The organism is Dysgonomonas sp. Marseille-P4677 (assembly GCF_016652235.1).
Taxonomy (GTDB): Bacteria; Bacteroidota; Bacteroidia; order Bacteroidales; family Dysgonomonadaceae; genus Dysgonomonas.
The window spans coordinates 1-25,485 of sequence record NZ_JAEPKU010000057.1 but is presented as its reverse complement, the minus strand read 5'-3'; the positions used below and the strand labels follow the sequence as shown (position 1 = coordinate 25,485).

The window sequence follows — 25,485 nt, the reverse complement described above, 5'->3', positions numbered from 1 at the left end:
CCGCTATCCTTCGAATCTTTCCTGTCCTTCGCAAATGAATCCGGGAAGAACATAAACATTAATAAGGTTATAATAAGTGGTAATATTTTTCTTAAGAATTCCATCAGCCCTCTCGTTTCTATTCGTTAGCTTTATATTTAATGTAGCCTTTATCTATTTCACCATATATTAGTTTAGCCACTTTCTTCGAACCAGAGCCGTTAAAATGCGTATAATCTTTATTTGCAAGATTACCTTCTACCCATTTTACCATAGAGTCCTTACCGCCCATTATTTCATATAATGAAATATATCCTGAACCAGTTTTACGAGCATAATTCTTTTGAGCATTGGCCAATGGTACAACAGCCGGATCGGTCTGCATTACGCCTTCTATCTTAGACGACTTGTCTGCTGTAGAGATAATCAATATATCGGCATTAGGGAAACAAGCATGCAAGTTATTTACAACGGTGGTCATATTCTTTTCGTACCAACTATAATTTAGTGTTCCGTACCCAAGTACATTGGCTCCATAGTGAAGGACAATAAGATCATAATTAAGTTCTCTATCGAAAGCGTTCATTAAAGATGGATTCAAAATAGATAAAGGTAATCCTGAATTTCCTCTGATTGAAAAATTATCGACATGAACACCTTCCCCATTATCAAAATTAAATCCATAGATAGGTATAGAATCGGTTTTGTGAAAATTAACCTGTATAGACTTAGCATTACGAGAAGAAAGAGCCAACGTATTCAATAAACTTGAAGGATTCAGATTCTTAGTTATTACTGAGTCTTTGTCTACTGCTACTGTAACATAAGCCTGATCATTATTCGCTTTTCCATAAAACAACGTAGGAGTATTTAGCTGGGTGGAATGAGATTGTGACTGAGCTTTATATCTTACCCAATATGTTTGCCCCGGGTCTTTTGCAAAAAACACCTGCCCATCTATTCCAAAAGGCTTTTTCGGTTTCTTCACTTTCACAAAAGATTGAGAAACCCAGTTCTTGGAATACTGATGGGAAATAGATCCTCTTGCTCCTGCCGACAAAGAAGACACTGCCACAAAACCAACACCTTCTCCGCCATAGTTCTCCTGAAACAAACTACGAATATCCTGTACAATATAGTCTCCATCATTCATCGAATCACCAAAGTATGCAATACGCACTTTCTCTGTTTTTGAGTGTTCAAGTTTATGCAATTTCGAATAAAACCGCCCTAGATTTTGGTAACCGTCTGCGGATAAAGCCGGATTGACATTTGTATCAATACTATCTACACCAAGGGTATTAACCTGAGTTTTCATACTATCCGTTTCAGCTTCGGTGTCATTAATGGCCACCGTATCACTCTGAGCCATAAGCGCCATACTATCCATCAATATATTATCATTTGCCTCAACCTTCTCGGTAAATAAGCGCTCGGGTAATACCTGTTTAAATATTAGGAATGCAACAATCGATAAAGCAACGAATAATATTGCCTTACCAAAATAAGAATCATTTGATGTACTCACAATCAACAATTTAATCTAAAATTAAGATGTTTAGATAATCTTTTTATAAAGTTGTGCAAAGCTACTTACTTTCTGTGAATTACCTGAGTAAAAAATTAATATTTTAGTGATATTTTGCTTTTGCTGTAATGTGTTCTATATTAATTCTAAATACGGATGTCCTGTCCCATGATTTATCCATATACTTCTCTCCGAGTTCTTCGAATCCTTTGGAGTATTTTTTAACGAGCAATCTTAAAGCTTTCCTCTTCTCTTCATCCGATAAATCAATATCTGCTGTGCCAAAAGCGATTACACTTTCAAATAAAGTAGTAAACTGATTTGCAATAGGCTTTGTTACACCTACGACACAAAATGTAACCCTATTATTTTCTTTAAGCATGTCCAGCTTCTGACCTTCAGGTGCACAATGATAATAAAGGCTATTAGTTTCTTTATCATAAGCATAACTAATAGGTATACCATAGCCATAACCATTCTCCGCAGTACCTAAACTAAGAAATCCATACTCAGAGGTTTCCAATAGTTCGTTAATGCGCCCTCTATCTTCTAATACTCTATTTTGTCGTCTTACGTCTCTAAACATATACTTAATAAGCCTATAAACAATTTGATTTTAATATCCTTACCAATAACTATTTGTTGCTCTGGGTCTGGCTTTTTTCACCCCTTCGATAGGAAATCCTATAACAAAGTTGTTTGTATAATGATGTGTTTGTATATTATGCACTTTAGTTTGATACCATGAACCCAGATATCCTACTCTTACTGTATAATTCTTAATGGGTATATCTACCGTAAAGTAATTGCGTAATGCCCGTTGATTATGCAGCGAAGCAAAATTAACAACTCCGACTGAATTACCTAGCGATATCTCATAATAAGATTGTCCATACTTTGGAGAAAAGAGCATCCCGATTAACGGAGAATCCATTTGCCAACGAACAGCAAACCATCTGAATTTGTATGATGCGGTAACAGACAGATCAAGATTGGTATATCCACGTGCAGAAGCCGGATTATTGCCATTACGTTCATTATATAAGACGCCTGCATTAAGCCTCCATAAACCTCCTATACCCAAGCGTAACTTATCGGTATTATACACGCTATAATGTCCTCCCAAACGATAGTTGAGTATCCCCCAATATTCTGTTACGTTTTTTGCCGGGCTATCTCCTTTTGCAAATTCCACTTCTACAACCTGCTGTTTATAGAACCTATAATCGAACCAAGTTGTCCGACGCAGTTGTTCGTACATCAAATGAACAGAGAATCCTTTATATTCGAGAGGTGACAGATAAGTATCGTACATATTGGCAAAACCAATAGATGCAGTGATGGTATTATTAGTAATAAGAGTCTTTGGAACAGGAGTTCTCTCGTCAACAAAATAGCCATGAAACTTCTTAAATCCATCCCGTTCAACTACTACAGAATCAAGCGCATAGTCTATACCCTGTGCAGAAATATTACTCAGAAAAAACAAACAAACGAATAATGTAGTATATCTACCCTTCACCCTCCTCTTTACCATCGTTCTTAAATAAAGATTGTTGTCCTGTTATTTCATCTATAATATCAGATATAGGTCTGTTGTCAATTTCATCGTCATCATCGTCTATCTGCACCTCAAATTTCTTCTCCTCCTCTTCTATCGGTTCCGGAAAACGAACTGGTTCCAATTCCTTGATTTCACCTATTTCAAATGTAGATATACGCTTACCTTTTGCTTTAAAGCCTTTTACAGCAATAAACTCATCAGCATCAATCTCTAATGCTTCCCGATAACTGTCACGACCTCCGAATGTAACTAATATACGAGGATAAACAACATCGGTTAATACAGTCAATTTCGACTCCGAATTTTCTCCTAAGAAATTCTGTTTTTTAGAAGAAGCTTCGAATGAAAAACGCTTCATGTACATGAATTTCTGATCGGCATCGTAAAGAACTGATGTCCATATTTTGTTTGCGTTAAATTTCTCTATACGAATAATACCTCCTTCATAGTGATTTGTTATGTCAAACGATGATGTATAAAACTCTCCGTTATCATGTACAATCAGTATCTGATCGCCGCTCTGAAACTCTCCCAAGAATTTACCTCGTCCATCATAATTAAGCCTTAATACATCATGATCGAACCAAACTTTACGTCCTCCTAAGGTAGAGCCACCTTTTTGCTTCAATGAGATTTTATGAACTTCAGCCTTAGTAAGGATATTTCCCATCGACTGACGTCCCTTGATCGCTATATCGCTAAAATCTTTTTCAAAAACCAGAATTTTCTGACGAGGTTTTGGCTTCAGAATTACACGTATCGTTTCTGCTTCACCATTCGGATTGGCACTGAAGTATACTATTTTAGAACCTTCTTTTCCTTGAGTTACATCATATTCCTTATCGCGTGTTACTCCCGTTACAGCAAAGCGTTTGATATAGTCCGGTCCTTGTTTTCCATGTCGATAGACTACATTGTAGATAGTCCGATTATCATTGCGACGGAAAACATAGAGGTATAGCACATTTTTTCCAACAAACATTTTATCGCTAACCTTCACTATTTTGTACTTACCATCCTTATAAAAAATGATAATATCATCTATATCGGAACAGTTACATACATATTCGTCTTTTTTTAGTGATGTACCGATAAAGCCTTCTTCACGATTAATATACAACTTTTCGTTAGCCTCGACCACTTTTGTAGCCTCAATTGTATCAAAACTGCGTATTTCTGTTTTACGGGGATAATTCTTTCCGTACTTTTCTTTCAGCATCACAAACCATGAAATAGTATAGTCTATGATGTTTTCTATATTATGTTTTATCTCTTCTATTTCTTCTTTGTAACGGGCAATTAATTCGTCAGCCTTGTCTGAATTAAATTTGAGGATACGCCCCATTTTAATCTCCATCAGCCTTAAAATATCTTCCCGTGTTACTTCACGTATAAACAACTTTGAAAACTTAGATAAACGTTTATCGATATGCTCAACGGCCATATCCATATTAGCCGCATTTTCGAACTCTTTATCTTTATAAATACGCTCTTGTATAAATATTTTTTCCAAAGATGAAAAATGAAGTGTTTCTTCCAATTCATTTTTTTGTATCTCAAGCTCAAGTTTTAATAGCCGGAGTGTATTGTCAGTTGTATCACGCAGTATTTTACTTATTGTAAGAAAATAAGGGTGATTATTCTCTATCACACAACAATTTGGTGATATATTGATTTCACAATCGGTGAAAGCGTAAAGCGCATCTATCGTTTTATCTGATGAAACACCGGTAGCCAAATGCACATGAATTTCTACATTTTGTGCTGTGATATCATCAACCTTACGTATTTTGATTTTCCCCTTATCATTTGCTTTCAAAATGGATTCTACAACTGATGTTGAAGTACGCCCGTATGGGATATCACTAATGACGAGTGTTTTATTATCTAGTTTTGATATTTTAGCACGGACTTTGACCGAACCACCTCTTTCTCCATCGTTATATTTACTTACATCAACATATCCACCTGTCTGGAAATCAGGATACAGGACAAACTCCTCTTCTTGCAGATGCGCTACAGCAGCATCACAAAGCTCATTGAAGTTATGTGGTAATATTTTTGAAGATAAACCTACAGCAATACCTTCAGCTCCCTGGGCAAGTAGCAAAGGAAACTTAACAGGAAGTGTTATAGGCTCTTTATTACGGCCATCATAGGAAGGTTTCCATTCTGTAGTTTTGGGATTGAATAATACTTCCAGAGCAAATTTAGACAAACGGGCTTCTATATAGCGGGGAGCAGCAGCCCCATCTCCGGTAAATACATTCCCCCAGTTACCCTGACAATCTACCAATAAATCCTTCTGCCCCAATTGAACCAAAGCGTCCCCAATAGAAGCATCTCCATGTGGGTGAAACTGCATTGTATGCCCGATAATATTCGCAACCTTATTGTACCGACCGTCATCCATACGCTTCATAGAATGCATGATACGACGCTGTACAGGTTTTAAACCGTCCGTTATATGCGGGACAGCACGTTCGAGAATTACATAAGATGCATAATCAAGAAACCAATTCTGAAACATACCTGACAGATGTAATTGATTGTCACCTGTATCTTTTATAGGTACCTTATAGTCGGAATGCGCATTATTAGAATCCGCGCCCTCTTCCATTATTGGCTCATCATTTTCTAAATTCTCTGGTTCATCGATAATATCTTCGGGGAGCATGTATATTAATTGATTTTTAAAATAGCTATTTTTCCAAAACTCGTTCAAAGATAATTTTTTTTAGTGTGAAATCAAAATAGGATAGTCTTTAGATTTTGTATATAAAATGAATATCGAACGGTCAATTTTAGTTACATTTGCCAAGAGAGCCACTGAGAGTTCTTTCTATTATATTAACGCCCAATCTTTTTGTAAAATCACAGAAAAGATGGCATTAAACGCCGTACAAATAAGCCAAACAGAAATGAATAACCCCAAGATAAGCATCATTGTTCCGGTTCATAATGCCGGAGAATATCTTGACAAATGCTTAACATCTTTAGTTATGCAAACTTTAGAGGATATTGAAATTATTCTTATACTCGACCGCCCTACTGATGGAAGTGAAAAAGTTGCTGAAATATTTGCGGCTAAAGACAACCGAATTAAATTAATATACAACGAAGAAAATCTTCACACCGGATTAAGCCGTAATAAGGGTTTGAAAATTGCAACAGGGAAATATATCGGATTTCATGATCATGACGATTATTCTGAACCAACAATGTATGAACTATTGTATAAGAAAGCCGAAGAGCACAATTTTGATGTAGTTAGATGCAATTTTTCCTGTATTTACAATAAGAATAATACTATTATTAACGAAGAATATAAATACCCTGACATGTCAGTTGATCCATCCAACAAAGAATGGATATATGAAAATGTCGGTAACGATACTATTTCGTGTGTTATTTGGAACCACATTTACAGGGCTGATTTCTTGGCCCAGCACAACATAGAATTTCTTGATTCGAGAACCATATGTTCGGAAGACAGTATTTTCTTCATTGAGGTCTACAAAAATCTAGATCGATTAGGTATCGTTCCGAAATATCTGTATTATCATGTATTTCATATGAACAATACGGGAAAAGTCTATAATTACAGATCAATAAAAAACAGAATCGCTTTTTTTGATGAATTGTATTTGTTTATGAGAAAAAATAACATCAGTGAAAAACAAAGCCGATCCTTTATATCTAAAAATATAGCAAGCTCTCTATACAGTGGTTCTCGACAAGCTTTATTATTATTTCCACGAAAAAAAGCAATCGAAGAAATACAATATATCAGACAAAACAGATTGATGATGGAATGCATAAAGAATTTATATAAAAAAGAAAACTTATCTATACTATTCAGCCTGAAACCAACCATTATTATCTTTCTCTTTATTCTAAATTTATTCGGTAAAAAACAAAAAAGCTCATAATATATAATAAATATGAAAGAAGAAGACTATTATTTTTCCGAAAGAAAAGAACTGCTAAAATTCATATCACCCAAAATTGAAAGAACTCTCGATGTTGGTTGTGCTTCCGGTACATTTTCGGAACAATTGAAAAATAAATTCGATATCGAAACCTGGGGTATAGAGATGGTAGAGGAGTATGCTTTAATAGCCAAAGAAAAACTAGACTATACTTTACACGGTACATTTGATGAGGTTTATGAAAAACTACCTAAGAATTACTTCGATTGTATATTTTTCAATGATGTATTAGAACACATGGTTGAACCGGAAAATTGTCTAAAGAAAGTTAAACAGAATCTTATGCCTGGAAAAACTGTTATAGCCTCCATCCCCAACATCAGATATATCAATATTCTGAAAAACCTTATCTTAAAAAGAGACTGGAAATACGAAGACTCCGGTATACTGGATCACACGCACCTACGATTTTTCACTAAAAAAAGTATCGTGCGAATGTTCGAAAACTGTGGATATAAAATAAATAGAATAGAGGGGATACGTAGTATAAGCCCCTACTGCCTAACTTCAATCATAAATCTTCTAGCTTTTAATAGTTTGGATGATATCAAACATCAACAATTTGTGGTAGTTGCCAGCCCTTTGTGAGTTTTACACAACAAAGAATCAATATTTGCGAGTTTATATAGAATTCTACAATACAATTTTAGGGCTAGATTCAAAGGGCTAAACATTTTTCTAATATTTTGAGCTAACAAGCCTGGAGCTATATTTTCTGGCATTTCAGGTTGATATCCTATTGTTTGGCAAATAATACATTCATTTAGCCATTTCTTTACCTTAGAAAACTGTTTTACATATATATTTCTATCCCTAGAATAATTACTCATAATTCTATATTTCGTTATGCAAACATCTAAATATATGAAATTTCATTCATGATATTTTTTTTACTTTATAAGGAAAATAATAAAAGCCTGACCGATTTTTCTGTCAGGCTAAGTGCGCATGAAGGGACTCGAATATATCATGAATATGATTTGAATCATTCACTTTTTCTCTATTTTGATTAATTTTATATTTTTACTTTGTAAACAATAATTTTAATATTCATAGTCAAACGTTCCTAAATTTGTTCCTAACATATGGAAGTCAGATTCTTTCTAGTTAATAAGAAATTAAAGCAAACAAGTGTACAAGCTATCGTTAGATATGAAGGTCAAAGATATAAAATATCTGTTGGAGAGTCCGTATTGGCTAAATACTGGAACACTACCACTTATCGATGTCGGGTAGTTAGAGAATATCCTGAAGCTACGTTTATTAATCAAAGATTGAAGGATTGGACTGATGTAATTGAGTCTGTTTTCAATAATTGGGGACTTGTGGTACCTACCCCAAAAATGGTAAAAGATGAAATTAATAAAGAAAAAAGAAAAAGAAGTATTGAAGCTGGAGGTATTATTGATAATGAAAATGACCAATATTTAATAGCTTTTGCTCGTAAATTTGAGAGTGAGTCCCTGAAAAGTGAGAATACAAAAAAGACATATAAAACAACAATAAAATTCCTTGAAAAATATGAAAAACATTATAGAGTTAAACTTCGTTTTATTGACATAGACATTGACTTCTATAATAAATTCAAGAAATGGATGTTGAATTTAGCATACACTTACAAAGAACAAAAATATAATTATAGCAAAAATTATATTGGAGGACAATTCAAGAACATACAATTATTTATGAACGAATCCCAAGGAAAGATACATGATTTTACAGGACACAATCAAAAGGGATTCAGAGTTGAGTATGAAGAAACAGACTCAATATATTTGACATCCGAAGAATTGGAAAAAATATATAATTTAGATATTACACCTGAATTATTGATTGAAAATGGCTTTGATAAAAGATTGCATAATATTCAATATGCCATAAAATCTCTATGCGAAGAACGAGACCGTTTCTTAATAGGTTGTTTTACAGCTCTACGACATTCTGATTACTCCAGACTGGAAGATGTACATTTCAAAAATGAACTTTTAGGAATATGGACAATAAAGAAAGATAAAAAAGTATATGTACCAATGCATCATCTATTGAAAAAAATTCTGGAAAGAAGAATTAATATTTTGCCAAAACCCATATCCGCACAAAAGCACAATGATCAGATCAAAGAAATAGGACGATTAGCCGGAATTAATGAAGAGGTATTACTTACAAAAACAAGAGGAGGTAAAAGAACAAGTATTGTAGGACCTAAATATAGTTTTATAACTTCCCATACAGCAAGACGATCCGGGGCTACAAATATGTATCTGGCCGGCATTGATGTAAAATTCATTCAGGATCTATTAGGGCATTCCAAAGCAGAAACAACCCTTAAGTACATCAAAGTATCAGCTGAAGATAATGCAAAACGGTTGATAAATCATCCATACTTTAAAGGGAATAAATAAAAACAATAAAACCTCCTGTTATTTGGAGGTTTTAAGTATTGCAGTATAATGTATTCTAATCCATATATTTTGAGAATCACCCTCTGAATGATATCTGCCATGTCCCTAGAAGTTGGCTATAACTCATATCAGAATTTATATCCTACACTAATATGCGCGCATCGGTTTTTTGTACTAGTGTCTTTAGATATATTTGTCAAACCTTGATCGGCACCGAGATTGACGCTTATTTTGTTTGAAAATTCGACACCTACAGCTCCTCCAATTCCAAAGTCGAATCGATTGCTATGGTCATTAAAGAAATCCGACTCTCCGTAATTCGTTATATCCCATTTTATTTTTCCACCTACGCCATAAGCCAGATACGGCCCTGCACGGAATACGAGCTTAGTACCCGGTACTAGGTCTAGTTTATATCCCGCATGTATAGGCAATTGGATATAAATAGCGTTATATGTAGCTTTACTCATGGGCCCGGTAGCGTCAATAATAGTATTTTTGCCTTTGGTTCCTTTAGTTGTAAATTCCAGACCAGACATCAGGTAAAAGTTACTCGGCAATGCAAGCTCTGCTGTTAGCCCAATATTAAAGCCGACCTTAACATTATCATCAATTTTTTGTATCTCTGACAGATTTATTCCGGCTTTTACACCAAAAGATACTGGGAGTTGCGAGAACATGCTTACACTACATATAAGACCAATAAGCAAAGCAATGGAATTTCTAATAATTCTCATAATAATTAATTGATTTAATAAATTAATATATGTTCCAAGAAGCTCTAAATTTAAATAAAATTATTCTGTTTAACAAAAAAGGTTCAATGCCTGACAGAATAATTAGTTATTTGATTTAGATGTTTATCGATTGCAATAAGGCCTATATTCTTTGTTTGGGCTATAGTATATTACTGCTATTGTAATAAGTATCTACTGTTGGTAATATCGAAGTTTTTTCCTTATATCTATATTATATTGATACTCGAATCCATGATTATGATAAAATATACCACCTCCAAATCCTACATAATCTAAGGTAGAATAGGATTCTGATATAAAAGGTTGCCATACTTTTGTTTTATAGATCGTTTGACGTTCGACTACAGAAGTGAAATTACAATCTAATGCCGATAGCCTGTTAAATTCGATTACAGAAGAAAGCCAAAGAGGTGAAAATGGAACTTTGGAATGATCCTAATGCTGCAGATCCATGGAAATGGAGGAAGAAAAAATAATGTTAAAATCTGCATTTTTACAATACTAATTTATCTATAATTTATATAAGAGAGATAAGACTGGGATCCGGCTTATTTCACGTGTATTTTAAGTGTTATTTTAAATTAATAAAGGTTATTAGTATGAGATCAGAAATTTACAAAATTAAAGACATTGTTGGAACGTTTAAATCCGTTAAAGAAAAAGGTAAAAAATTTAGACTCGCTAACATAGACCGTGCTCCAGGCTCAGGTTTATCACTTGATCTTGTTCACCATCAGCAAGGATTATGTAGAGTAAATAATTATTTCTTTATTTCGGGTTCGGTTACTGGGTCTGAACTTCCGTATATATATGGTATAAATGCAGCAGGCGGTAACTTCACCATATATATTAATGCTAATGAATATCGTCATGCGGGTGGGCTTCAGGTTGCCGAAAATATTTTGGCGGTAGGAATTGAAGAATATGATAAAACAGGATTATCGGTATATACAGATCGATCTCGAATTTACTTCTATGACTTAGAGCGAAACCATTTACTACCTGGTTATATACAACGTAAAGATTTAGGTTCGGCAGTAGGGATTATCCGTCGAAACGGGCAATGGATATTAGCAGTTAGGGGAAAAGGTTCTACCGAATTTTATGTCAGTGATGATATCACCCAAACAGGAACAATAAGTAGTGATGGCTTGCCTACTACATGTGGGTTTAGAAAAATAAGTAAAATTGCTACCAGAGACTACCAATCCATTAGTTTATTCTTAGATGAGAAAAATGAATTGTATATGGTGGGGATGCCAGATGGCTCATCTAATCATGATAAATGTTGGATGTTTCATCTATCAGTAACACTTACTACCGAAGATAAAGTTAACACAATAAATACTGCACAGGAAGTAGCATACAAGCACTTTAAGCGAGATGGTGATGGCCCTCGTTTTAAATGGGCTGCCGGAGCGTATTTCGATGCAAAAAGCATAAATGATAATATCGCTAATGGCGATTTTATTATCTATTCAGCGGAGGCCCATGTGATTAACCGTGAAATACGCTGCAATCGATTTGATCGGACATAATTAAAAAATTTCTACTTAAAGGCCAACTTTTGTAGTTGGCCTCCATAAAAGGATAAAATTATTTTAGAATAACGTATATCTTTTCATGTAATTAACTAGTATATCAATTACTTTAATTGAGAAAATATTCTTAAGTAGCGGAATAAATACAATCGCAAAATGATAATAGCCTCTATTAATAGAGGCTATTATGTTATGACTAAATTTAATTAATTACCCTAAATTTTAAAGAGGCTGTACATCCAAAATAAACGAAGTCATTTTATCTCCAAAGCTATGATTATTTAAATTAGATATATCGCGCTTCGGAGAATAATATGAAACTTCAAAAACTAAACATTTTCCCCTAAAGTTATCATGTTCATACATACGTACGACTCCTTTATATCCTAAACTATTAGAGGTGTATTCAAGTTTAAGCGAAGAACACTTATCATTAAAATAATATGGTTTATCTCTAAATTGTGTAACGGATTCATATGAATTTAATCCAGCCAAAAAACTAAAAGCTCTGTCTTTATAGTTTTTATCATCCCAAAAGGTTACTTTAGTCATAACTCCGGTTGTTTTTAAGGTAGGGCTAGTATTATCATTAACGGATAAAATATTTTTCGCTACAGCTAATTCTTCATAAGAATCAAAGTATTCTAAAGAGCCATCTTCATTATAGTACATTGACAGATTTTCATTCTTTGATAATATGTTATTATAAAGGGATTGAAACTCCTCATTTCCCAAAAATACTACAGAGTCGTTTATTACTTCCGATTTTACGAAATAATCTACCCCTTTATATATAGTGTGGATTTCAGATATTTCTGTTGTTTGATTCGGGGCTTCCGGGAAACCATCTTGAATATCGTTTTCATTTCCACAAGAAGCTAATCCAAGTATAATTACACAGTTCACCAATAAATAATTAAATATTTTTTTCATATTAACTAAATCTTTAATTCAACAATCTTAAGGTTTCTTGCAAGAATTTTACAAAATTACACAAATTGAACATAAGTTTGCATATGATTATTTAGGCATATAGATTTAAGATATAAGCAGTAAATTTGAGGTGCTGGTATTCAACTAAATATCGATAGGTATTGTTTTCCATATATAGATTTATCTTTAGCCAGTTAATGAAATTTTTATTTAATTAGCCACCTTACTTTCATAAGTATGATAAAGGTGATCCTATCAATCCATGGGAGTGGGGGAAAAATTCTTTAAAACAGAAAATATTAAACAAATATTAATTAAAAATATAATTACACTTTTGCCTCCTTAATTTTAACAAAACAAATCACTTTATGAAAAAACTATTACTACTATTTGTCCTGTGTGCTCCTTTCTTCTTGAATAGCTGCGGAAATGATGATGATGATTTAGGTGGAGGCGATACTTATTGCTGGGAATTTAGGGTAACTCAAGTAACTAGTGTTGTCGGAACTTCTGTACCAGGTTATCCACAAACAGTAACATCTACTACTTCACAATGTGGCTTAACTGAAGCACAAGCTAACGAAGTTGTTAAAGGTTTGACAACCGAATCGACTTCTTCAGCTAGTGGAATTACAGTTAAAATTAAAACCACAGCGACTAAGACAAAGAAATAATGAATATATATATCCCAAAAAAGCCCATGTCTTACCACTTGAAGTACCACCTTGATTTACTATTATATATTTATCAGATTTATAGTTTACGAAAAACAAAGGGGGCTTATTTAATATCAGCTTATCATTCATCATCTATAGAATCCAAAATTTCTGTTTCTGATGATGCGAATCTTGACTCAGGAATTAAATTATTCAGAATTATGGTTGGGGGAGAATTTAGAGGCGATCCATCCTTACCTGTGATTTCTTGTTTGTCCGACAAACCTAATTTCCGGGCGATAATATTAGCATTAAACGCGCCGACAGTGGCTCCTTCAAATTGTTGTATTTCAATTAATTCTTCTATACGTGTTATGATATCGGAAAAGCCTTTGTCGCAATTTGTCTTAAACTCATAAAAATAACCTTGATTACACCCTAAATAATTACATAACCCACTTAAAGAAAATGGCCTTTGAGTAGGCACTTTTATTATGCTTCCTGCCATATTACCGCTCTTTACTGCTTCATTTTTTTGCCATGGGTTCTTATCACACCATTCGAAATATTCATAAGCAGCCTCTAAAAGCAATTCTGGTGATGCAAATAATTTATCTCGACCATGTTTACTCCTTAATTTCCAAAACTTATTTCCTTTGGGTGCTGCCATTTATATTTTTAATTTATATGTTCTCTTTCCATCTACAGTCGGAACCTTCTCTATCATACCTAGATCTTCAAACAATATTAAAGTATTATATACTGTTGCCAACGATACATAAAATTTCATCTCATCTAAATAGTTCCAAATATCACTTGCAGTGAATACATCTTCTTCCTTGTATATTTGCGCAAGTATCATCCTCCTTTCAGGGGTATCTCTTAACTTATGGCTATAGAGAATAGCTCTTAATTCAATATTTATGTTATTTTCCATCGCTAAGATATATATTGTTATTTACAATCGTTTTAAATAAAAAGGACGACCTAAGCCGCCCCTTAATAATTGATAAATCTAAACTCTCCTATTTTCTTCTGTAAGTCATGATATCCGTACCGTTAACTTTTCTCACAATTTCTTTTGTATTTCTAAGTATTAATGTGTGACTCCATTGTTTGCTGTATGAAACAAATTCTCCATCCAGAGTTTGTTTGTAGATGACAAACATATGCCATCCCATATTAGACGGAAGTGAGATAATCACTTTTTTTTCAGACTTCAATTCATTTTCTATAGTTTGAAAAAGACTATCTATCGGAAAGTTTGCATCCCTAGGCAAATCGAATTTATGGATAAAAGTAACGCCATATAATTCTTTTTTGTCAAAGTCACGGAAAGAACCATCAGTTTTATTTTTCCATTCATTTTGTAAGTCATAAAAATCAAAATCTACAACTTTACAATACTTCAGTACTATTTCGATTGTTGATGGAATGCAAGAAGACTCAAAGATTTGATTATGATTATTTACGACAGAATCAAAAAAATCACAATTGTCGATCTTTTGAGCATTCAAATGAAAGCTGACAGATGTAAATATTATTACAACTAAACTAAAGAAAATCTTTTTCATAATTAGAATTTATTTTTTACTTTTTTATTGTTTTCCCATCTAAATGACTAAAGTAATCTTATTTTTTTATAATCTATTTTCATATCTGTAATTATTTCACTCTATAGGCTTCCATTCGGTGAAGTTTTCCGCTAACCAATGAATCCCATCCGACATAATGATAATTTCCTATCACATCATCAGTGTACTCTCTCACTTTTTCTTCGGGTGTTTTCATTTCATTATTCATAGGAATTGTTATATTTAGATTTTAATTAAAAAATGCTATGAAAAAAATATTATTGCTATTGCTTATCTTTTCATTGCTTTTCGCTTGTAGTGATGATTCTGAGTTTAATTTAAAGGGAACTAAATGGTCTTATATTGCTACTTCTTCAGATGGTGAATATTATTTTGAAGATATACTTGAATTCATATCTGATTCAGAATGCAAATGGACTACAGAATCAAACTTTGATTATGGATATGAATCTGGATATGAAACTTATCCCCCAAAAGGAAATAGGTTTACATATATCCTTGATGATTCAACCATTAAGCTCAATAATATGGAAACTAATGACATTTTACAAGCTACATTGGATGTGAAAACCAAAACAATAACAATTAATCATATGGTATTTGTGATGAAGTGATCTCTTTCTCCTTACTCATGGCTTCAACTCTGACTTTAGATTATATTTTGCTCTTATTTTCGGAATAAAACTGTTTAGAGTTACGTTATTTACGTCCTTATTCATTACTTCAAGATAGTCTATCGCTTTGGCGAGGTCTTTTATCAATTCATCTTCAAGGAGTTTAATTCCATCAGGCAGCTCTATATTACTCATGGCTTTTCTGTATTTGTTCGATTATGTTGTCTTGCTTTTTCATTTCACTATTTTTAATCTCATTCTGAACACATAGGGTTTATACATTATCTTATTTATTTATTTTTTTGTTTCTATGTTTTTATTGTTATATTTACAATTCATAGTGTGGTGGAATTGGTAGACACGTCTATTTACCAAATAGATGCTTTTCGAAGCGTGCGAGTTCGAGTCTCGTCACTTTTTATCTTTCTCTTCTAAATATTTTAGTAATCCGTCTAAAAGGGCGGATTCGGCTTCGGGGTAGGTATTATAAGTTCCTTCTGTATCAAAAGAACAATGAGCATAGCATCCAGCCGTAGTAGGTATTACAGCAACAAAAGACGATGTTAAGTTCCTTTCTTTAGAAGCAAAGAACAACCATAAATATTTTATCTCATTACCTATGACATGAGGATAAGCACCACACTCCACATTATACTTCTCCCTTATCCATTGCAGGGCTTCGGAAATACAAGGAGTTGAATAAACACCTTCATATTCATTATGATTTTTGGCAATCCGTTTGTCGTTATGGAAATGATAATCAAATATCTCAGTTAGATATTTGAAAGTTGGTCTATCATACCCTAACTCTTTCAGTCTTTTCGCTTGATCGTATGTTGTAATCATTATTTTATTATATTTGATTCATGAAAAAAATTATATGGAAAATTGGAGTTTTTGTTTTGCGCCTTAGAGCTATTTCTTTGGGAAATGATTTCAATGAGAAAAAGGAATCTAAGTTTATAGTTTATCTCTATGGGTCTGTATCTCTTTTAGGATATATATTTCTAATTTATCTCTTTGTTTCTATATATCTTGAAAAATAGCCTCTCTTCTCTATTTACGGGTTAATGAGTTGCCATTCCACAATATTATCTTTATTACTAGCCCAACAATTATTTCCAAATGCTAGGAACACAAAACGAAAATCAGTATCATAAGTACCATCTTTAAGCTTTACCAAAACGATATCTGTTCTTTTAGCGTTTGATGTGAAATTTTTAAGTTCCATACTATCCTCTGGTAACTCCTCACTCACCTTTCTCCAATGAGTAGCCTCTTGCCACTTTGAGAGGATGAAGTTTGCGCCTCGCTTAAATGTTTTAATATCTACTAGACGGAGTGTTTTTTCATTATACTCTTCCAATTTGTTCACATCTTTGAAGCATGATGTATTTTCAGCTTCTTCCTCTATCTGTTGTTTAATATCTGACATGTTATTTAAGTTTAGTCTTTATAAATTTCATTGAATCGCTTAATATCTTCTTAGATACTATTCTCCTTGTCACCGTCTTTCTTCCATCCAGAACAGCATCCGTTAAACCGAACCTGTCATTAAACATTATCTTTTTCATATATTTTTAATATTATTCCCGAATAACGACACAAAAACGTCTCTAATTGTCAACATTTGACACAATATTGTTGCTTTTTGCTTCTATTACGTTTATATATTTGTCTTTCAATAATTTCTCTTCTTGATTTAGCTTTTTACGATAGATTTTAAATGTATAGCGCACTTTGGATAAGTCTGCGAAGATGATTTCGCGGGCTTTTTCCTTTTACTTTATATTGTTAATGTCGATGGCTAGACCTTGATCTATCAGGCCGTACACATCATAGTGGTTTGCAAAGAGGTATTCGAATAACCCTATTTGATTGCTTACTGGAAATGAATCGTCCAAGTCGTGAAACTCGAAAATAAACCCGTCTTCATCCCATCGGAATGTATCTCCATACTTATACCCAAAACCTAAAGAGTGTTCAAATGGATAAATAGTCCCATTTATTCCTGCTATCTTCGCCAACTCCACTATATCCACTTTGCCGTTACGCTCTTTGTACAGGTCGGACATGGGGCGAAGCAAGGGTTTGATGTCAATCAATCTAACATGTTGTCTAAAACCTGCATGTAGATAAAGTAAGGTATCCTCAATGTGATTCTTTGAATAGAATAATATTTCTGAACCTATTAGGTTTCTAATTTGTCCACAATAATCTATTTTTAACCCATACGGCAAATACGGAGCTATATGCTTTAGTCCTAGTTTCTTTATATCGGTCATGGCTGTTACTTTAGATTTATTCCTAATTCGTTTTTATCCTCTTGAGAGGTATTATACCAGTTCTCACCTGTGACAATACCCGCTACCCCTTGACCTTTTAAATCATCTCTTGACTTAAACGTATCATCAATAATTCTAATAGTGGGATATGTTCCTGTAAATACCGTAGGCACTGTTCGTATTGCATGTACCTCAGAAATACTAGGTAAGTCAATACCAAAAATATCTTCTGGGACAACTGCTATTAGTACCATTTTTCCGTTACCTGCTTTTTGGCAGATTATATTAAAATGTTCTGTTTTCATCTTAGTTAATTTTAAAGTGTTCTTGAAGTTCTGAGAGAGTGGCTTTGTGAACCAAACTTGAATAAATTTTACTATTGTGACATAAAGTGAATTGTCCTTCCGAGAAAATTTTAACAACATTGTCATTAAAATCTTTGTCGAAAATATCTTCATCAAACACAAACCACTGATCTTTATCGCTATCCTCTCTTACAGCCGTTACTGCTTTGAAGAGGGCGGGATTTCCGAGGCAGTTGATAGCATTACTAAAATTGTTCCCTAAATCCCCATCTAATTCAAAACACATATATTGCCCATTGATAACCAATATCAAATTGCCTATATCAGAACTGATTCTTGTAATTCCTAACTTTTCTGACCACTCCCTCATTTCGGTGGTGTTCTCTGTGAATGCTGAATATTTTAAGTTCATAATTGATTTGTTTAAAAAGGGTTATCATCTGAAGTAGCCAACAGCTTCCTTGGAATCGTATTTAACTGGACGTCTACAAAATGAGTTGTTTCCTTATGGAATTGTGTCAAAAATTTAAACTCACCGACATTACGACCTTTATCCTGAATAATCATCGCATAACCGTTTGTCTCGTAATTAGCGAACGGTTCCGGGAAATCATATCCATACTTAGATGGCTGATAGACAAAATAAACGATATCCGCTGCCTCGAATATTTGTCCGCTGCCTCGCACTCGATTGCGATTTGGGACAGGGTTATGGTTATCCCTGTTGAGTTGCGATAATGCGATTACCCAAATATCAAGCTCCTTGGCAAGATTTTTCAACCTGCGGGACACACTGGCTAACTGTTGCTCTTCGCTTGCACCTTTCATGTTTATAGATAAAATTTGCAAATAATCTATAACGGCTCCATCGATGTCGTATTTGAGTTTCAAGGTGCGTATCGAGTTGATAATATTGTCTATATTCGATGTGCTCTTATCGTCAAAAAATATAGAAGTGCCATACAGGCTATTAATATTCTTGTCGATCTTATTCAGAAAATAATTATCAAGTGGAGCAAATAATATCTTGCTTGAAGACACACCGCTATCCATCGCCATCAATCGGGCTGCTAACTGTTCCTTTTTCATCTCGAGCGAATAAAACGCAATCTTCCTGCCGTGAAAAGCCATATTTCGAACTAAAGACAGGGCTAAAGATGTTTTTCCGTGCGAAGATTCGCCGCCGATTATCACAAGGTCCGATTTCTGTAAGCCTCCTGTATTGCGGTCTATCTCCGCAAAGCCTGTAGGTGATCCGGTGAGCTCTTGGCCTGCCGATAAATTTTGTTGTATAATCTTGTACACCCCATCTATGGCATCTCTGATAGTATGGATGCTATCTTGCTGATTTTTGAATAGATTCGACAAGCATTCATTTGCATAATTCGCAATATCAGATACATCTTCTTGCTCTATGATGCTGTTATTTAACAGATAATTTCCTAGTCTAATAAGCTTGCGCCTTGATGAAAGATCATTCAGCCGGCATACATAGACATAAATGCCCGATACATCCACAAGTTCACCAAACGAGGATATCTCAACGGCTTTAATCTCATTATACCGCAACTTATATTCCGTAACAATACCCACCGCATCAGGTTCAAAACCTTTTGATTCGATATCTTTAAATATTTCAAAAACCCTGCGATGAAAATCATTATAGAAACACTCTGCGTTAAGAATGTCGCGTACCTCATCATATCCGTATTTGTTTGAAATAATAGTACCTAGTACAATCTTTTCAATCTCAATGTCATTTGGCGGTAGTCTATCCATATTCTTTTTTTAGCCAGTTCAATACTGTACGGTAAAGGTCTGTATACTTCTTGCGTAAATCCTTGCGATTCTCTATCTGCGAGATAACCTCGGCAATCTGATTTCCCGAATATTTTCCCTTGAGTTTAAGGAAGGACTCTTCAGATATCTGTGTAGAGAAGTTTTTAATGTTGGCGCAATAGGGAGCATTCGCTTTTATCCATTCGCTGAACTTCTCAAAATCGGTGTGGGTTTTCTTTATATCCTCGTTAGAGGATATTTCTTTAATATCATTATCATTTACATATACATTATCATTTACATTAGGTTCGACTTTGGTTTTGTTTTGGTTTACGCTTGGTTTTTCTTCGGTTGGTGGTCGCCCTCCTTTTTTTCCGTTTTCGTAGCGTTTATTATTAATATCTATCTGAGGAATAACCATCGTTAACATGGCTTTTGCGATAGGCTTTAGTGATGCAGTTGTTTCTCCGTTTAAGCCATACTCGATTATAGCTGTGAGCACTTCTCCCTGAATCTCTCTCGGCAAATGACTGATCGCCTCAAACCAACTCCTGTAAAAAACGAATGATTCTCTTTCCATACTATTTACTTAAATTCTAATTGATTCTGGCCTCTGTTGGGGCATTTCTTTACTTCCATATAATTCATTTGTTTTCATTATATTTCTTCCTGTCTAGTTCGAACCTTCGTATATCACATATCCAACTCAGAGGATTAGGGTACTTTGAAAATGCGCACCGTATCATGTAATTGAATTTTTCCCCTGAATGGATGCAGTATCTGCAATAGGGTAGTATATCAGGTAACTTCTTCTTTGACATACTTCAATAAGTTTTTAGGCACTTTGTTACATGCCAATAGATATTGCTTTTGCCTCCGCTTTAAAGTTTCCTCTAAGCTTATAACTTGTTCTTTAGTGAGTATCCTTTTTAAGGATGTATATTTGCCGTATAGCCCCCCCGAATGACATTTGTAACATCTTCGAGAACTTCATGCTTCATTGTATCGGATATTCCGATTGTACGCATTTGATTGATGATATAAATGACCTGCTTGCTTCCGTTGATGTCAGCAAAGGGAGAGTTAAATATTATATCTATTCTTTCAGCATCTACAAGGTGATTCGATTTAATAGAGCCTGATGAAATTAAGTACTCCTTATCCTCTTCAGGCATATATTTATAAACTATATGTTTGGCGTCCGAAGTTGTACAGGCTAATAAAAATTGTACATCTTTATAATTTAAGAGAATTGTTTCCATATTCTTTAATTTTAAGTTTATAATATTTTATCTTTTCTTTGATTTCTTCGATTGAGAGTTTAAGAGGTTCATTACGGATCTGCAATAACTTTTCGTAACGATCAATTCCGATTCTCATAGGTAGAGATAAAGAATACTCGGTAGTATTTCCATGTCGATGTTGATTACAAGCGACACATTGACCGTGTACGTTATCTTCATCAAACCGTATATTTGGATATGCCCCGACAGAGAAGTAATGTCCTGCATCATACTTTCCAATCAAGGAACATCCGCACGATATACAAGGCTTTCCTTTATCTCTCAATCGGATATATCTATTGAAGACCTTTTGCAAATCGTTGAGCCATTGGGAGTGTGTCTTTAACTTCTCTTTTATGCCTCCTCTTTCTTTTGCCTTGTCTTTTCTTACTTTATCCTTTGCCTTCCTCAATAGACAAGAAAGGCACAACCTGGATAAGATTATGCCATTTCTATATACAGGTTCAAAATCCGATTTACAAGACCTGCATTTGATTAAATTTGGGGTTACAGCCATTGTCTTTGTCTGCTCATTTCTTCTTGTATATCCTCTAAAAACTTGTCTTCGTTAGCTTCGGGTAAATAAATGCCTGCTTCCCTAACACTCCAGTTCCTGAACTTGTCTATCGCGTCTGTCATTTGTTTGGTGTCGATATCCTTCGAACTTCGGATAATGGTTACTTTGCCTAAATAATCATCATCTCTGTCAAATAAGAATATATCAGGGTTACACAAGCGTTTGAAGTATTCCTGCTTGACAAACTCCAGTTGATTGCCTGTTTCGATACAAAACCATGAGAGGATAAGATGCAGGTAATTATTTTGAGAAAGAGTGCGCTTTTCCCGCTTCTCTGTCAGGTCTACTTTCTTTTGCTTGTCTATCAGAAATTGGACGCGGGTAAGAAAACTCTTTACTCCTGTTTCCGTTGTAAGATCGAAATACATAAGTCTAAATAGTTAGAAGGGTAAATTATCTCCTTCGCCTTGGGGCGTGTTTTGACTTACTTGTGTTGTACTGCCTTGAACTCCTTGATAGGGTTCCTGAATTGTCAGGTTAAAGACTTTCACCTTGTCGCTTTTCGGAATCCAGAGCGTAATATCATATTCTTTACCGTCAGGTGTTTTAAACTTCCCACGAGCATAAGGTTGATTACCTCCATTTTCGTACTTGTCATTCTTAAAAGCAGTACCTTGTCCGTTTTTTATTTCGTATGCCATAATCATTTTGTATAAAAGTCTTTTAATAATTGGAAAGGCTTTACTCTTTCCTTGATTAGTGATATAACCGATTCATCACGCTTAATTTTGAACGGCATAACTTCCTCAGGTTCGACTATGCGTTCTCTATTTATTTCGTCGTCGTAGCACTTTACCTCTAAGAATCGTAATGAAGCTTCTTGCAGATCTGAGCAGAATAATTGATACTGAACCTGATTATAATTATTCTTATAGTACTTTTTGATATATTCTATGTAAGTATCATAATCTGAATATCTGAATGGCTGAAAGTCTAAAAAGTCAGTAAAGAAACATGTCTTAAGTTCTATGAAATCTACAACCTCATTGTTTATTACTTTGGCAAAATCCAGGCTTGATTTACAAACATCATATTCGATACTCTCTACTCTTTTTTGAGGAAGATAGGTGTCATCTAATGTCAGATAAAAACGCTTTTCGAGGATAGCCCCTGTGCGAAGTGCATCAATCGGGCTTGCTTCTGCGTTATAGCATGGTATTTCATCCGAAACAAAACGTCTTAATAAATCTTGATGTGTTTTTGTATGAATGCCCGATAATAACGCTGTTACATCACCGCTACCTATATACATACTTTTCATTTGATAAGCCCTTTCTGATCCATTGCGTTATAGGTCTCTTCAATCATTTTATCGGTTAGGTCCTCCATAGAAGGCATCGAATAACGAGAAAGAATATTCATAAGCAGCTTGTTGTCTTTGGCTGTTAGTTCTAATAGCTTCTTTCTCTGGTCGCTCAATACTTCTTCTTTAGATTTTTGCTTTTCGGGTTTATCGCCGTCAGGGTCTTTTGCATCGTCAATACAAAACAAACCGTTTAGCGCATATTTACGAGCGTAAGAGCTTGTTGAGCCTGTTATCTGTGCCGAATCCATACCTTTTTTTGTATCTTCCTCTCTAGCATGTGCTGTAACAGATATTTCTTTTCCTTCTGAATTTACAATGGTAGCTTTTGCAGTTATATACACTTTGCCATTTATTGCAGATAATTCATCGGAAATAAAAAGCGTGCAATTATTATCAGTTAATAAAGGCTTTACCGCTTCCAATATATCTTCACAACTCCGATAGTTATATTTTCCAAAGTCATTTCGCTGGTTCTTCGGAACATTTAGGGCTGATTGGATTTTTATTAATTCTTTCATGTATTTAATTTTTTAGTTCGTTCCCTGCCAATCTCCAACGAGTTACAAACCGAATTGAACGGTACAGGGATATTTAATAATCATGCAGGGTTTGATATACATCGCTGACACCCCAAGCTAATGCATGATTTAAGAGTTTACAATGTTTCGCCTTGCGAGCGTTCTCACTTCCAGTCATGAGAAGACCATAACTTTCCTTTATACTCTTTTCTTTAGAGAGAAAGCTTGTAAGCACATCAAAGAACTTGCGTTTTACAGCCGAACCACTAGGGATAACTGGCTGTTCTCAACGGCTTGAAAAGGGATTTTTGTTTTTAAGGATATATAGAGTTACGAACTAAAGCTGTCATCGTCAGGGTTTACTTCCTCTGAATATAGAATAGATATGCAGTAAAAGAATATGCCTGCAACAAACCCAACAAAGGCAGTATAAAGTAAGAATGCCAATATTATTATTAGTATTTCCATAAGGTTAGTGTTTAAACAGGTTTTCAAATTGTATAATCTTTCGGTAGACTTTAGCGTAGTTCTTTTTCAGAATATAAGAGGACAGGACAAACCATACAACCAGTATAAGGGTTATAATATCCGCTTGGCTTTGTACCATACAGAGCATAGCTAGTGATAACATCCAGTTAAGAATAATTAGGATAGCTTTCATCGGGCGTATTCGTATTGATCTTTCAATATCTCGGACTCCTGATTACAGGCTTCCTTTTGGTAACGGTTAAAATCATTGATGATAAGCTTTAAGCGGGAGGTTAATACTGCAGTATCTTCATAGAGTACTTCCCAATCGTTATCCAATACTTCACATTCTTTGAGGTGTACGGTATCAAGATAGCTTTCGAAAGAAACGCATACTCTTACACCTTGTAACAGATCGTCATAATCAGAGATGTCGTTTATATCTGAATTATAGAGGTGAGAGCTTATTGACTCAACTATATTAGTCATCTGTGTTTCGCTGCAATAGCAGTCTATTTTTAGTGCGCCCATAGGTTATGATATTTTAAGCTGTTTATTTTTGAAATGTAATTGTTTTCTCAAATCCTTAAAATCAAGCAGTAAAGCGTAGCTCATTCTGAACCGATAAGAATCTTTAAAATCCTTTCCTCTTATTTCAGGAATGATAAGTCCATCATTTATGTAGTTGTATACAGTATTAGGGTGTACATTGTGAAATCGAGCAATATCATCAACGGTCACCAATATCTTCTCGTATCTGTTTAGAAAAGAGCAAATAGCTTCTTTTGAGAGCTTGTCATTGAAGAATCTTTCCAAATCTTCTGCTGTGATCTGATATATAGTGGTTGATATCATAATTTTAAATTATTTCATATTTGCTATTACCTCTGAGTTAGCATTTTTTAGTTCTTTAGGCTTTCCAGCTTTAATTTAGCATCCTCAATCAGTTCATTGTATTTTACTAATACAGCCAATTCGTTTACTGTTAATGATTCACCCATCCGGTGTTTTTTCTTGGCTGTTTCATATACAGTTCTACTTACTCCGATAGCTCTACAGGCAGTAGCAGCATATCCCCTCCCCGGTTTATTTTTATTTTCTTTCATAATCTTTTAGAATATATTATACTCCTTTTGAGTTATTTTTTATTTATATTTGTTTGTTTTACTTTGTAGTATTATTTATAAGTTGTTTATTTCTTCTTATAAGCATGATATAAATATCATAATTATTATGATATCAACTTTAATTCTTAATTAAAGTTTAAATAGATAAATTAGGCTGGAAAGTTTTTTGACGTTTGACATCCCTCAAGAAAACATTGCACTACACTTGTAAGATTCATAACAAAAACATTTTTTTAATCAAGCATAACATTAAAATCAAGCACCAACACAAATAT

The 25,485-nt window shown here is 34.2% G+C and carries 34 protein-coding genes; 6 read left to right on the top strand and 28 right to left on the bottom strand.

The genetic code is table 11. The annotated features are described in order from the left end of the window. Positions 1–118: 118 nt before the first annotated feature. The 4 genes from JGH11_RS11100 to JGH11_RS11085 form a co-directional block, all read right to left on the bottom strand. Positions 119–1,507, bottom strand: a complete 1,389-nt coding sequence (locus JGH11_RS11100; protein ID WP_370567589.1) for a hypothetical protein — start codon at positions 1,505–1,507, stop codon at positions 119–121. A 103-nt stretch (positions 1,508–1,610) separates the two neighbouring features. Further along, the gene (locus tag JGH11_RS11095; RefSeq protein WP_201111687.1) at positions 1,611–2,093 is read right to left on the bottom strand and encodes a pyridoxamine 5'-phosphate oxidase family protein; all 483 of its coding nucleotides are present in this window, start codon (positions 2,091–2,093) and stop codon (positions 1,611–1,613) included. 39 nt (positions 2,094–2,132) lie between these two features. Next, positions 2,133–3,044, bottom strand: a complete 912-nt coding sequence (locus JGH11_RS11090; RefSeq protein WP_201111685.1) for a DUF3316 domain-containing protein — start codon at positions 3,042–3,044, stop codon at positions 2,133–2,135. Next, positions 3,019–5,691, bottom strand: coding sequence for a DNA gyrase/topoisomerase IV subunit A (locus tag JGH11_RS11085; RefSeq protein WP_236263961.1), 2,673 nt, complete (start codon positions 5,689–5,691; stop codon positions 3,019–3,021). Before JGH11_RS11085 ends, JGH11_RS11090 begins: the two co-directional genes overlap by 26 nt. A gap of 265 nt (positions 5,692–5,956) precedes the next feature. Here JGH11_RS11085 and JGH11_RS11080 point away from each other — a divergent pair, with 265 nt between their 5' ends. The 3 genes from JGH11_RS11080 (at position 5,957) to JGH11_RS11070 (ending at position 9,465) form a co-directional block, all read left to right on the top strand. Continuing rightward, positions 5,957–7,003, top strand: coding sequence for a glycosyltransferase (locus JGH11_RS11080; RefSeq protein WP_236263959.1), 1,047 nt, complete (start codon positions 5,957–5,959; stop codon positions 7,001–7,003). 12 nt (positions 7,004–7,015) lie between these two features. After that, positions 7,016–7,651, top strand: coding sequence for a bifunctional 2-polyprenyl-6-hydroxyphenol methylase/3-demethylubiquinol 3-O-methyltransferase UbiG (locus JGH11_RS11075; RefSeq protein WP_201111683.1), 636 nt, complete (start codon positions 7,016–7,018; stop codon positions 7,649–7,651). Between the two features lie 497 nt (positions 7,652–8,148). Continuing rightward, on the top strand, positions 8,149–9,465 hold the full coding sequence (locus JGH11_RS11070) for a tyrosine-type recombinase/integrase (protein WP_201111681.1): 1,317 nt from the start codon (positions 8,149–8,151) through the stop codon (positions 9,463–9,465). A 128-nt stretch (positions 9,466–9,593) separates the two neighbouring features. Here JGH11_RS11070 and JGH11_RS11065 read toward each other — a convergent pair whose 3' ends face one another. Beyond that, a complete protein-coding gene (locus JGH11_RS11065) occupies positions 9,594–10,202 on the bottom strand; it encodes a porin family protein (protein ID WP_201111679.1) in 609 nt (202 codons plus the stop codon). Between the two features lie 620 nt (positions 10,203–10,822). Between JGH11_RS11065 and JGH11_RS11060 the strand changes: the two genes are divergently transcribed. Next, positions 10,823–11,761 (top strand): hypothetical protein, encoded by a 939-nt coding sequence (locus JGH11_RS11060; protein ID WP_201111678.1) that lies wholly within the window; start codon positions 10,823–10,825, stop codon positions 11,759–11,761. 225 nt (positions 11,762–11,986) lie between these two features. Here JGH11_RS11060 and JGH11_RS11055 read toward each other — a convergent pair whose 3' ends face one another. Beyond that, the gene (locus JGH11_RS11055) at positions 11,987–12,697 is read right to left on the bottom strand and encodes a hypothetical protein (protein ID WP_201111676.1); all 711 of its coding nucleotides are present in this window, start codon (positions 12,695–12,697) and stop codon (positions 11,987–11,989) included. A gap of 413 nt (positions 12,698–13,110) precedes the next feature. On the opposite strand from JGH11_RS11055, the gene JGH11_RS11050 reads away from it, so the two are divergent. Beyond that, a complete protein-coding gene (locus tag JGH11_RS11050) occupies positions 13,111–13,371 on the top strand; it encodes a hypothetical protein (RefSeq protein ID WP_201111674.1) in 261 nt (86 codons plus the stop codon). Positions 13,372–13,495: 124 nt separating this feature from the next. On the opposite strand, the gene JGH11_RS11045 is transcribed toward JGH11_RS11050, so the two are convergent. The 4 genes from JGH11_RS11045 to JGH11_RS20205 form a co-directional block, all read right to left on the bottom strand. Beyond that, the gene (locus tag JGH11_RS11045; RefSeq protein ID WP_201111672.1) at positions 13,496–14,023 is read right to left on the bottom strand and encodes a DNA-packaging protein; all 528 of its coding nucleotides are present in this window, start codon (positions 14,021–14,023) and stop codon (positions 13,496–13,498) included. Beyond that, a complete protein-coding gene (locus JGH11_RS11040; protein ID WP_201111670.1) occupies positions 14,024–14,290 on the bottom strand; it encodes a Fur family transcriptional regulator in 267 nt (88 codons plus the stop codon). An 88-nt stretch (positions 14,291–14,378) separates the two neighbouring features. Continuing rightward, positions 14,379–14,927: a hypothetical protein gene (locus JGH11_RS11035; RefSeq protein WP_201111668.1), complete on the bottom strand. Its 549-nt coding sequence runs from the start codon at positions 14,925–14,927 to the stop codon at positions 14,379–14,381. 91 nt (positions 14,928–15,018) lie between these two features. After that, on the bottom strand, positions 15,019–15,156 hold the full coding sequence (locus tag JGH11_RS20205; RefSeq protein WP_236263958.1) for a hypothetical protein: 138 nt from the start codon (positions 15,154–15,156) through the stop codon (positions 15,019–15,021). Between the two features lie 37 nt (positions 15,157–15,193). Here JGH11_RS20205 and JGH11_RS11030 point away from each other — a divergent pair, with 37 nt between their 5' ends. Further along, positions 15,194–15,562, top strand: coding sequence for a hypothetical protein (locus JGH11_RS11030; protein WP_201111666.1), 369 nt, complete (start codon positions 15,194–15,196; stop codon positions 15,560–15,562). Between the two features lie 15 nt (positions 15,563–15,577). Here JGH11_RS11030 and JGH11_RS11025 read toward each other — a convergent pair whose 3' ends face one another. From JGH11_RS11025 to JGH11_RS10940, 18 genes are all read right to left on the bottom strand, one after another. Continuing rightward, on the bottom strand, positions 15,578–15,757 hold the full coding sequence (locus JGH11_RS11025; protein WP_201111664.1) for a hypothetical protein: 180 nt from the start codon (positions 15,755–15,757) through the stop codon (positions 15,578–15,580). Positions 15,758–15,973: 216 nt separating this feature from the next. Continuing rightward, positions 15,974–16,408: a hypothetical protein gene (locus JGH11_RS11020; RefSeq protein WP_201111662.1), complete on the bottom strand. Its 435-nt coding sequence runs from the start codon at positions 16,406–16,408 to the stop codon at positions 15,974–15,976. Between the two features lie 214 nt (positions 16,409–16,622). Then, positions 16,623–16,997, bottom strand: coding sequence for a hypothetical protein (locus JGH11_RS11015; protein ID WP_201111660.1), 375 nt, complete (start codon positions 16,995–16,997; stop codon positions 16,623–16,625). 346 nt (positions 16,998–17,343) lie between these two features. After that, a complete protein-coding gene (locus tag JGH11_RS11010; protein WP_201111658.1) occupies positions 17,344–17,847 on the bottom strand; it encodes a hypothetical protein in 504 nt (167 codons plus the stop codon). A 5-nt stretch (positions 17,848–17,852) separates the two neighbouring features. Next, positions 17,853–18,152: a hypothetical protein gene (locus JGH11_RS11005; protein WP_201111656.1), complete on the bottom strand. Its 300-nt coding sequence runs from the start codon at positions 18,150–18,152 to the stop codon at positions 17,853–17,855. A 1-nt stretch (position 18,153) separates the two neighbouring features. Beyond that, the gene (locus tag JGH11_RS11000; protein WP_201111654.1) at positions 18,154–18,564 is read right to left on the bottom strand and encodes a hypothetical protein; all 411 of its coding nucleotides are present in this window, start codon (positions 18,562–18,564) and stop codon (positions 18,154–18,156) included. Between the two features lie 11 nt (positions 18,565–18,575). After that, on the bottom strand, positions 18,576–19,931 hold the full coding sequence (locus JGH11_RS10995) for a DnaB-like helicase C-terminal domain-containing protein (protein WP_201111652.1): 1,356 nt from the start codon (positions 19,929–19,931) through the stop codon (positions 18,576–18,578). Then, positions 19,924–20,511: a DUF6291 domain-containing protein gene (locus JGH11_RS10990; RefSeq protein ID WP_201111650.1), complete on the bottom strand. Its 588-nt coding sequence runs from the start codon at positions 20,509–20,511 to the stop codon at positions 19,924–19,926. Before JGH11_RS10990 ends, JGH11_RS10995 begins: the two co-directional genes overlap by 8 nt. Positions 20,512–20,860: 349 nt before the next feature. Next, a complete protein-coding gene (locus JGH11_RS10985; protein ID WP_201111648.1) occupies positions 20,861–21,193 on the bottom strand; it encodes a hypothetical protein in 333 nt (110 codons plus the stop codon). Next, a complete protein-coding gene (locus tag JGH11_RS10980) occupies positions 21,168–21,731 on the bottom strand; it encodes a recombination protein NinG (RefSeq protein WP_201111646.1) in 564 nt (187 codons plus the stop codon). Before JGH11_RS10980 ends, JGH11_RS10985 begins: the two co-directional genes overlap by 26 nt. Further along, positions 21,722–22,159 (bottom strand): hypothetical protein, encoded by a 438-nt coding sequence (locus JGH11_RS10975; RefSeq protein ID WP_201111644.1) that lies wholly within the window; start codon positions 22,157–22,159, stop codon positions 21,722–21,724. Before JGH11_RS10975 ends, JGH11_RS10980 begins: the two co-directional genes overlap by 10 nt. A 12-nt stretch (positions 22,160–22,171) precedes the next feature. Then, positions 22,172–22,432: a hypothetical protein gene (locus JGH11_RS10970; protein ID WP_201111642.1), complete on the bottom strand. Its 261-nt coding sequence runs from the start codon at positions 22,430–22,432 to the stop codon at positions 22,172–22,174. A 2-nt stretch (positions 22,433–22,434) separates the two neighbouring features. Further along, complete coding sequence (locus JGH11_RS10965) at positions 22,435–23,052, bottom strand: hypothetical protein (protein ID WP_201111641.1); 618 nt, start codon at positions 23,050–23,052, stop codon at positions 22,435–22,437. Beyond that, on the bottom strand, positions 23,049–23,615 hold the full coding sequence (locus JGH11_RS10960; RefSeq protein WP_201111639.1) for an ERF family protein: 567 nt from the start codon (positions 23,613–23,615) through the stop codon (positions 23,049–23,051). Before JGH11_RS10960 ends, JGH11_RS10965 begins: the two co-directional genes overlap by 4 nt. Positions 23,616–23,945: 330 nt before the next feature. Then, positions 23,946–24,083, bottom strand: a complete 138-nt coding sequence (locus JGH11_RS10955; RefSeq protein ID WP_201111637.1) for a hypothetical protein — start codon at positions 24,081–24,083, stop codon at positions 23,946–23,948. A gap of 189 nt (positions 24,084–24,272) precedes the next feature. Next, positions 24,273–24,614 (bottom strand): hypothetical protein, encoded by a 342-nt coding sequence (locus JGH11_RS10950; RefSeq protein ID WP_201111635.1) that lies wholly within the window; start codon positions 24,612–24,614, stop codon positions 24,273–24,275. Between the two features lie 3 nt (positions 24,615–24,617). Further along, entirely contained in the window at positions 24,618–24,938 is a 321-nt protein-coding gene (locus JGH11_RS10945) for a helix-turn-helix domain-containing protein (RefSeq protein ID WP_201111633.1), read from the bottom strand. A 47-nt stretch (positions 24,939–24,985) separates the two neighbouring features. Beyond that, positions 24,986–25,189, bottom strand: a complete 204-nt coding sequence (locus JGH11_RS10940) for a hypothetical protein (RefSeq protein WP_201111631.1) — start codon at positions 25,187–25,189, stop codon at positions 24,986–24,988. Between the last annotated feature and the right edge of the window lie 296 nt (positions 25,190–25,485).

Bases quoted from the DNA above. Each gene is read 5' to 3' on its own strand.
- JGH11_RS11020 (WP_201111662.1), bottom strand. From the start codon at position 16,408: ATGATTACAACATACGATCAAGCGAAAAGACTGAAAGAGTTAGGGTAT.
- JGH11_RS10965 (WP_201111641.1), bottom strand. From the start codon at position 23,052: ATGAAAAGTATGTATATAGGTAGCGGTGATGTAACAGCGTTATTATCG.
- JGH11_RS11085 (WP_236263961.1), bottom strand. From the start codon at position 5,691: ATGGAAGAGGGCGCGGATTCTAATAATGCGCATTCCGACTATAAGGTA.
- JGH11_RS10940 (WP_201111631.1), bottom strand. From the start codon at position 25,189: ATGAAAGAAAATAAAAATAAACCGGGGAGGGGATATGCTGCTACTGCC.
- JGH11_RS20205 (WP_236263958.1), bottom strand. From the start codon at position 15,156: ATGAATAATGAAATGAAAACACCCGAAGAAAAAGTGAGAGAGTACACT.
- JGH11_RS11075 (WP_201111683.1), top strand. From the start codon at position 7,016: ATGAAAGAAGAAGACTATTATTTTTCCGAAAGAAAAGAACTGCTAAAA.
- JGH11_RS10985 (WP_201111648.1), bottom strand. From the start codon at position 21,193: ATGGAAACAATTCTCTTAAATTATAAAGATGTACAATTTTTATTAGCC.
- JGH11_RS10980 (WP_201111646.1), bottom strand. From the start codon at position 21,731: ATGGCTGTAACCCCAAATTTAATCAAATGCAGGTCTTGTAAATCGGAT.
- JGH11_RS11055 (WP_201111676.1), bottom strand. From the start codon at position 12,697: ATGAAAAAAATATTTAATTATTTATTGGTGAACTGTGTAATTATACTT.
- JGH11_RS11015 (WP_201111660.1), bottom strand. From the start codon at position 16,997: ATGTCAGATATTAAACAACAGATAGAGGAAGAAGCTGAAAATACATCA.
- JGH11_RS11040 (WP_201111670.1), bottom strand. From the start codon at position 14,290: ATGGAAAATAACATAAATATTGAATTAAGAGCTATTCTCTATAGCCAT.
- JGH11_RS10975 (WP_201111644.1), bottom strand. From the start codon at position 22,159: ATGTATTTCGATCTTACAACGGAAACAGGAGTAAAGAGTTTTCTTACC.
- JGH11_RS11090 (WP_201111685.1), bottom strand. From the start codon at position 3,044: ATGGTAAAGAGGAGGGTGAAGGGTAGATATACTACATTATTCGTTTGT.
- JGH11_RS10945 (WP_201111633.1), bottom strand. From the start codon at position 24,938: ATGATATCAACCACTATATATCAGATCACAGCAGAAGATTTGGAAAGA.
- JGH11_RS10960 (WP_201111639.1), bottom strand. From the start codon at position 23,615: ATGAAAGAATTAATAAAAATCCAATCAGCCCTAAATGTTCCGAAGAAC.
- JGH11_RS11080 (WP_236263959.1), top strand. From the start codon at position 5,957: ATGGCATTAAACGCCGTACAAATAAGCCAAACAGAAATGAATAACCCC.
- JGH11_RS10950 (WP_201111635.1), bottom strand. From the start codon at position 24,614: ATGGGCGCACTAAAAATAGACTGCTATTGCAGCGAAACACAGATGACT.
- JGH11_RS11070 (WP_201111681.1), top strand. From the start codon at position 8,149: ATGGAAGTCAGATTCTTTCTAGTTAATAAGAAATTAAAGCAAACAAGT.
- JGH11_RS10990 (WP_201111650.1), bottom strand. From the start codon at position 20,511: ATGGAAAGAGAATCATTCGTTTTTTACAGGAGTTGGTTTGAGGCGATC.
- JGH11_RS11000 (WP_201111654.1), bottom strand. From the start codon at position 18,564: ATGAACTTAAAATATTCAGCATTCACAGAGAACACCACCGAAATGAGG.
- JGH11_RS11095 (WP_201111687.1), bottom strand. From the start codon at position 2,093: ATGTTTAGAGACGTAAGACGACAAAATAGAGTATTAGAAGATAGAGGG.
- JGH11_RS11030 (WP_201111666.1), top strand. From the start codon at position 15,194: ATGAAAAAAATATTATTGCTATTGCTTATCTTTTCATTGCTTTTCGCT.
- JGH11_RS10970 (WP_201111642.1), bottom strand. From the start codon at position 22,432: ATGGCATACGAAATAAAAAACGGACAAGGTACTGCTTTTAAGAATGAC.
- JGH11_RS11025 (WP_201111664.1), bottom strand. From the start codon at position 15,757: ATGAGTAATATAGAGCTGCCTGATGGAATTAAACTCCTTGAAGATGAA.
- JGH11_RS11005 (WP_201111656.1), bottom strand. From the start codon at position 18,152: ATGAAAACAGAACATTTTAATATAATCTGCCAAAAAGCAGGTAACGGA.
- JGH11_RS11045 (WP_201111672.1), bottom strand. From the start codon at position 14,023: ATGGCAGCACCCAAAGGAAATAAGTTTTGGAAATTAAGGAGTAAACAT.
- JGH11_RS11010 (WP_201111658.1), bottom strand. From the start codon at position 17,847: ATGACCGATATAAAGAAACTAGGACTAAAGCATATAGCTCCGTATTTG.
- JGH11_RS10995 (WP_201111652.1), bottom strand. From the start codon at position 19,931: ATGGATAGACTACCGCCAAATGACATTGAGATTGAAAAGATTGTACTA.
- JGH11_RS11035 (WP_201111668.1), bottom strand. From the start codon at position 14,927: ATGAAAAAGATTTTCTTTAGTTTAGTTGTAATAATATTTACATCTGTC.
- JGH11_RS11065 (WP_201111679.1), bottom strand. From the start codon at position 10,202: ATGAGAATTATTAGAAATTCCATTGCTTTGCTTATTGGTCTTATATGT.
- JGH11_RS11060 (WP_201111678.1), top strand. From the start codon at position 10,823: ATGAGATCAGAAATTTACAAAATTAAAGACATTGTTGGAACGTTTAAA.
- JGH11_RS10955 (WP_201111637.1), bottom strand. From the start codon at position 24,083: ATGGAAATACTAATAATAATATTGGCATTCTTACTTTATACTGCCTTT.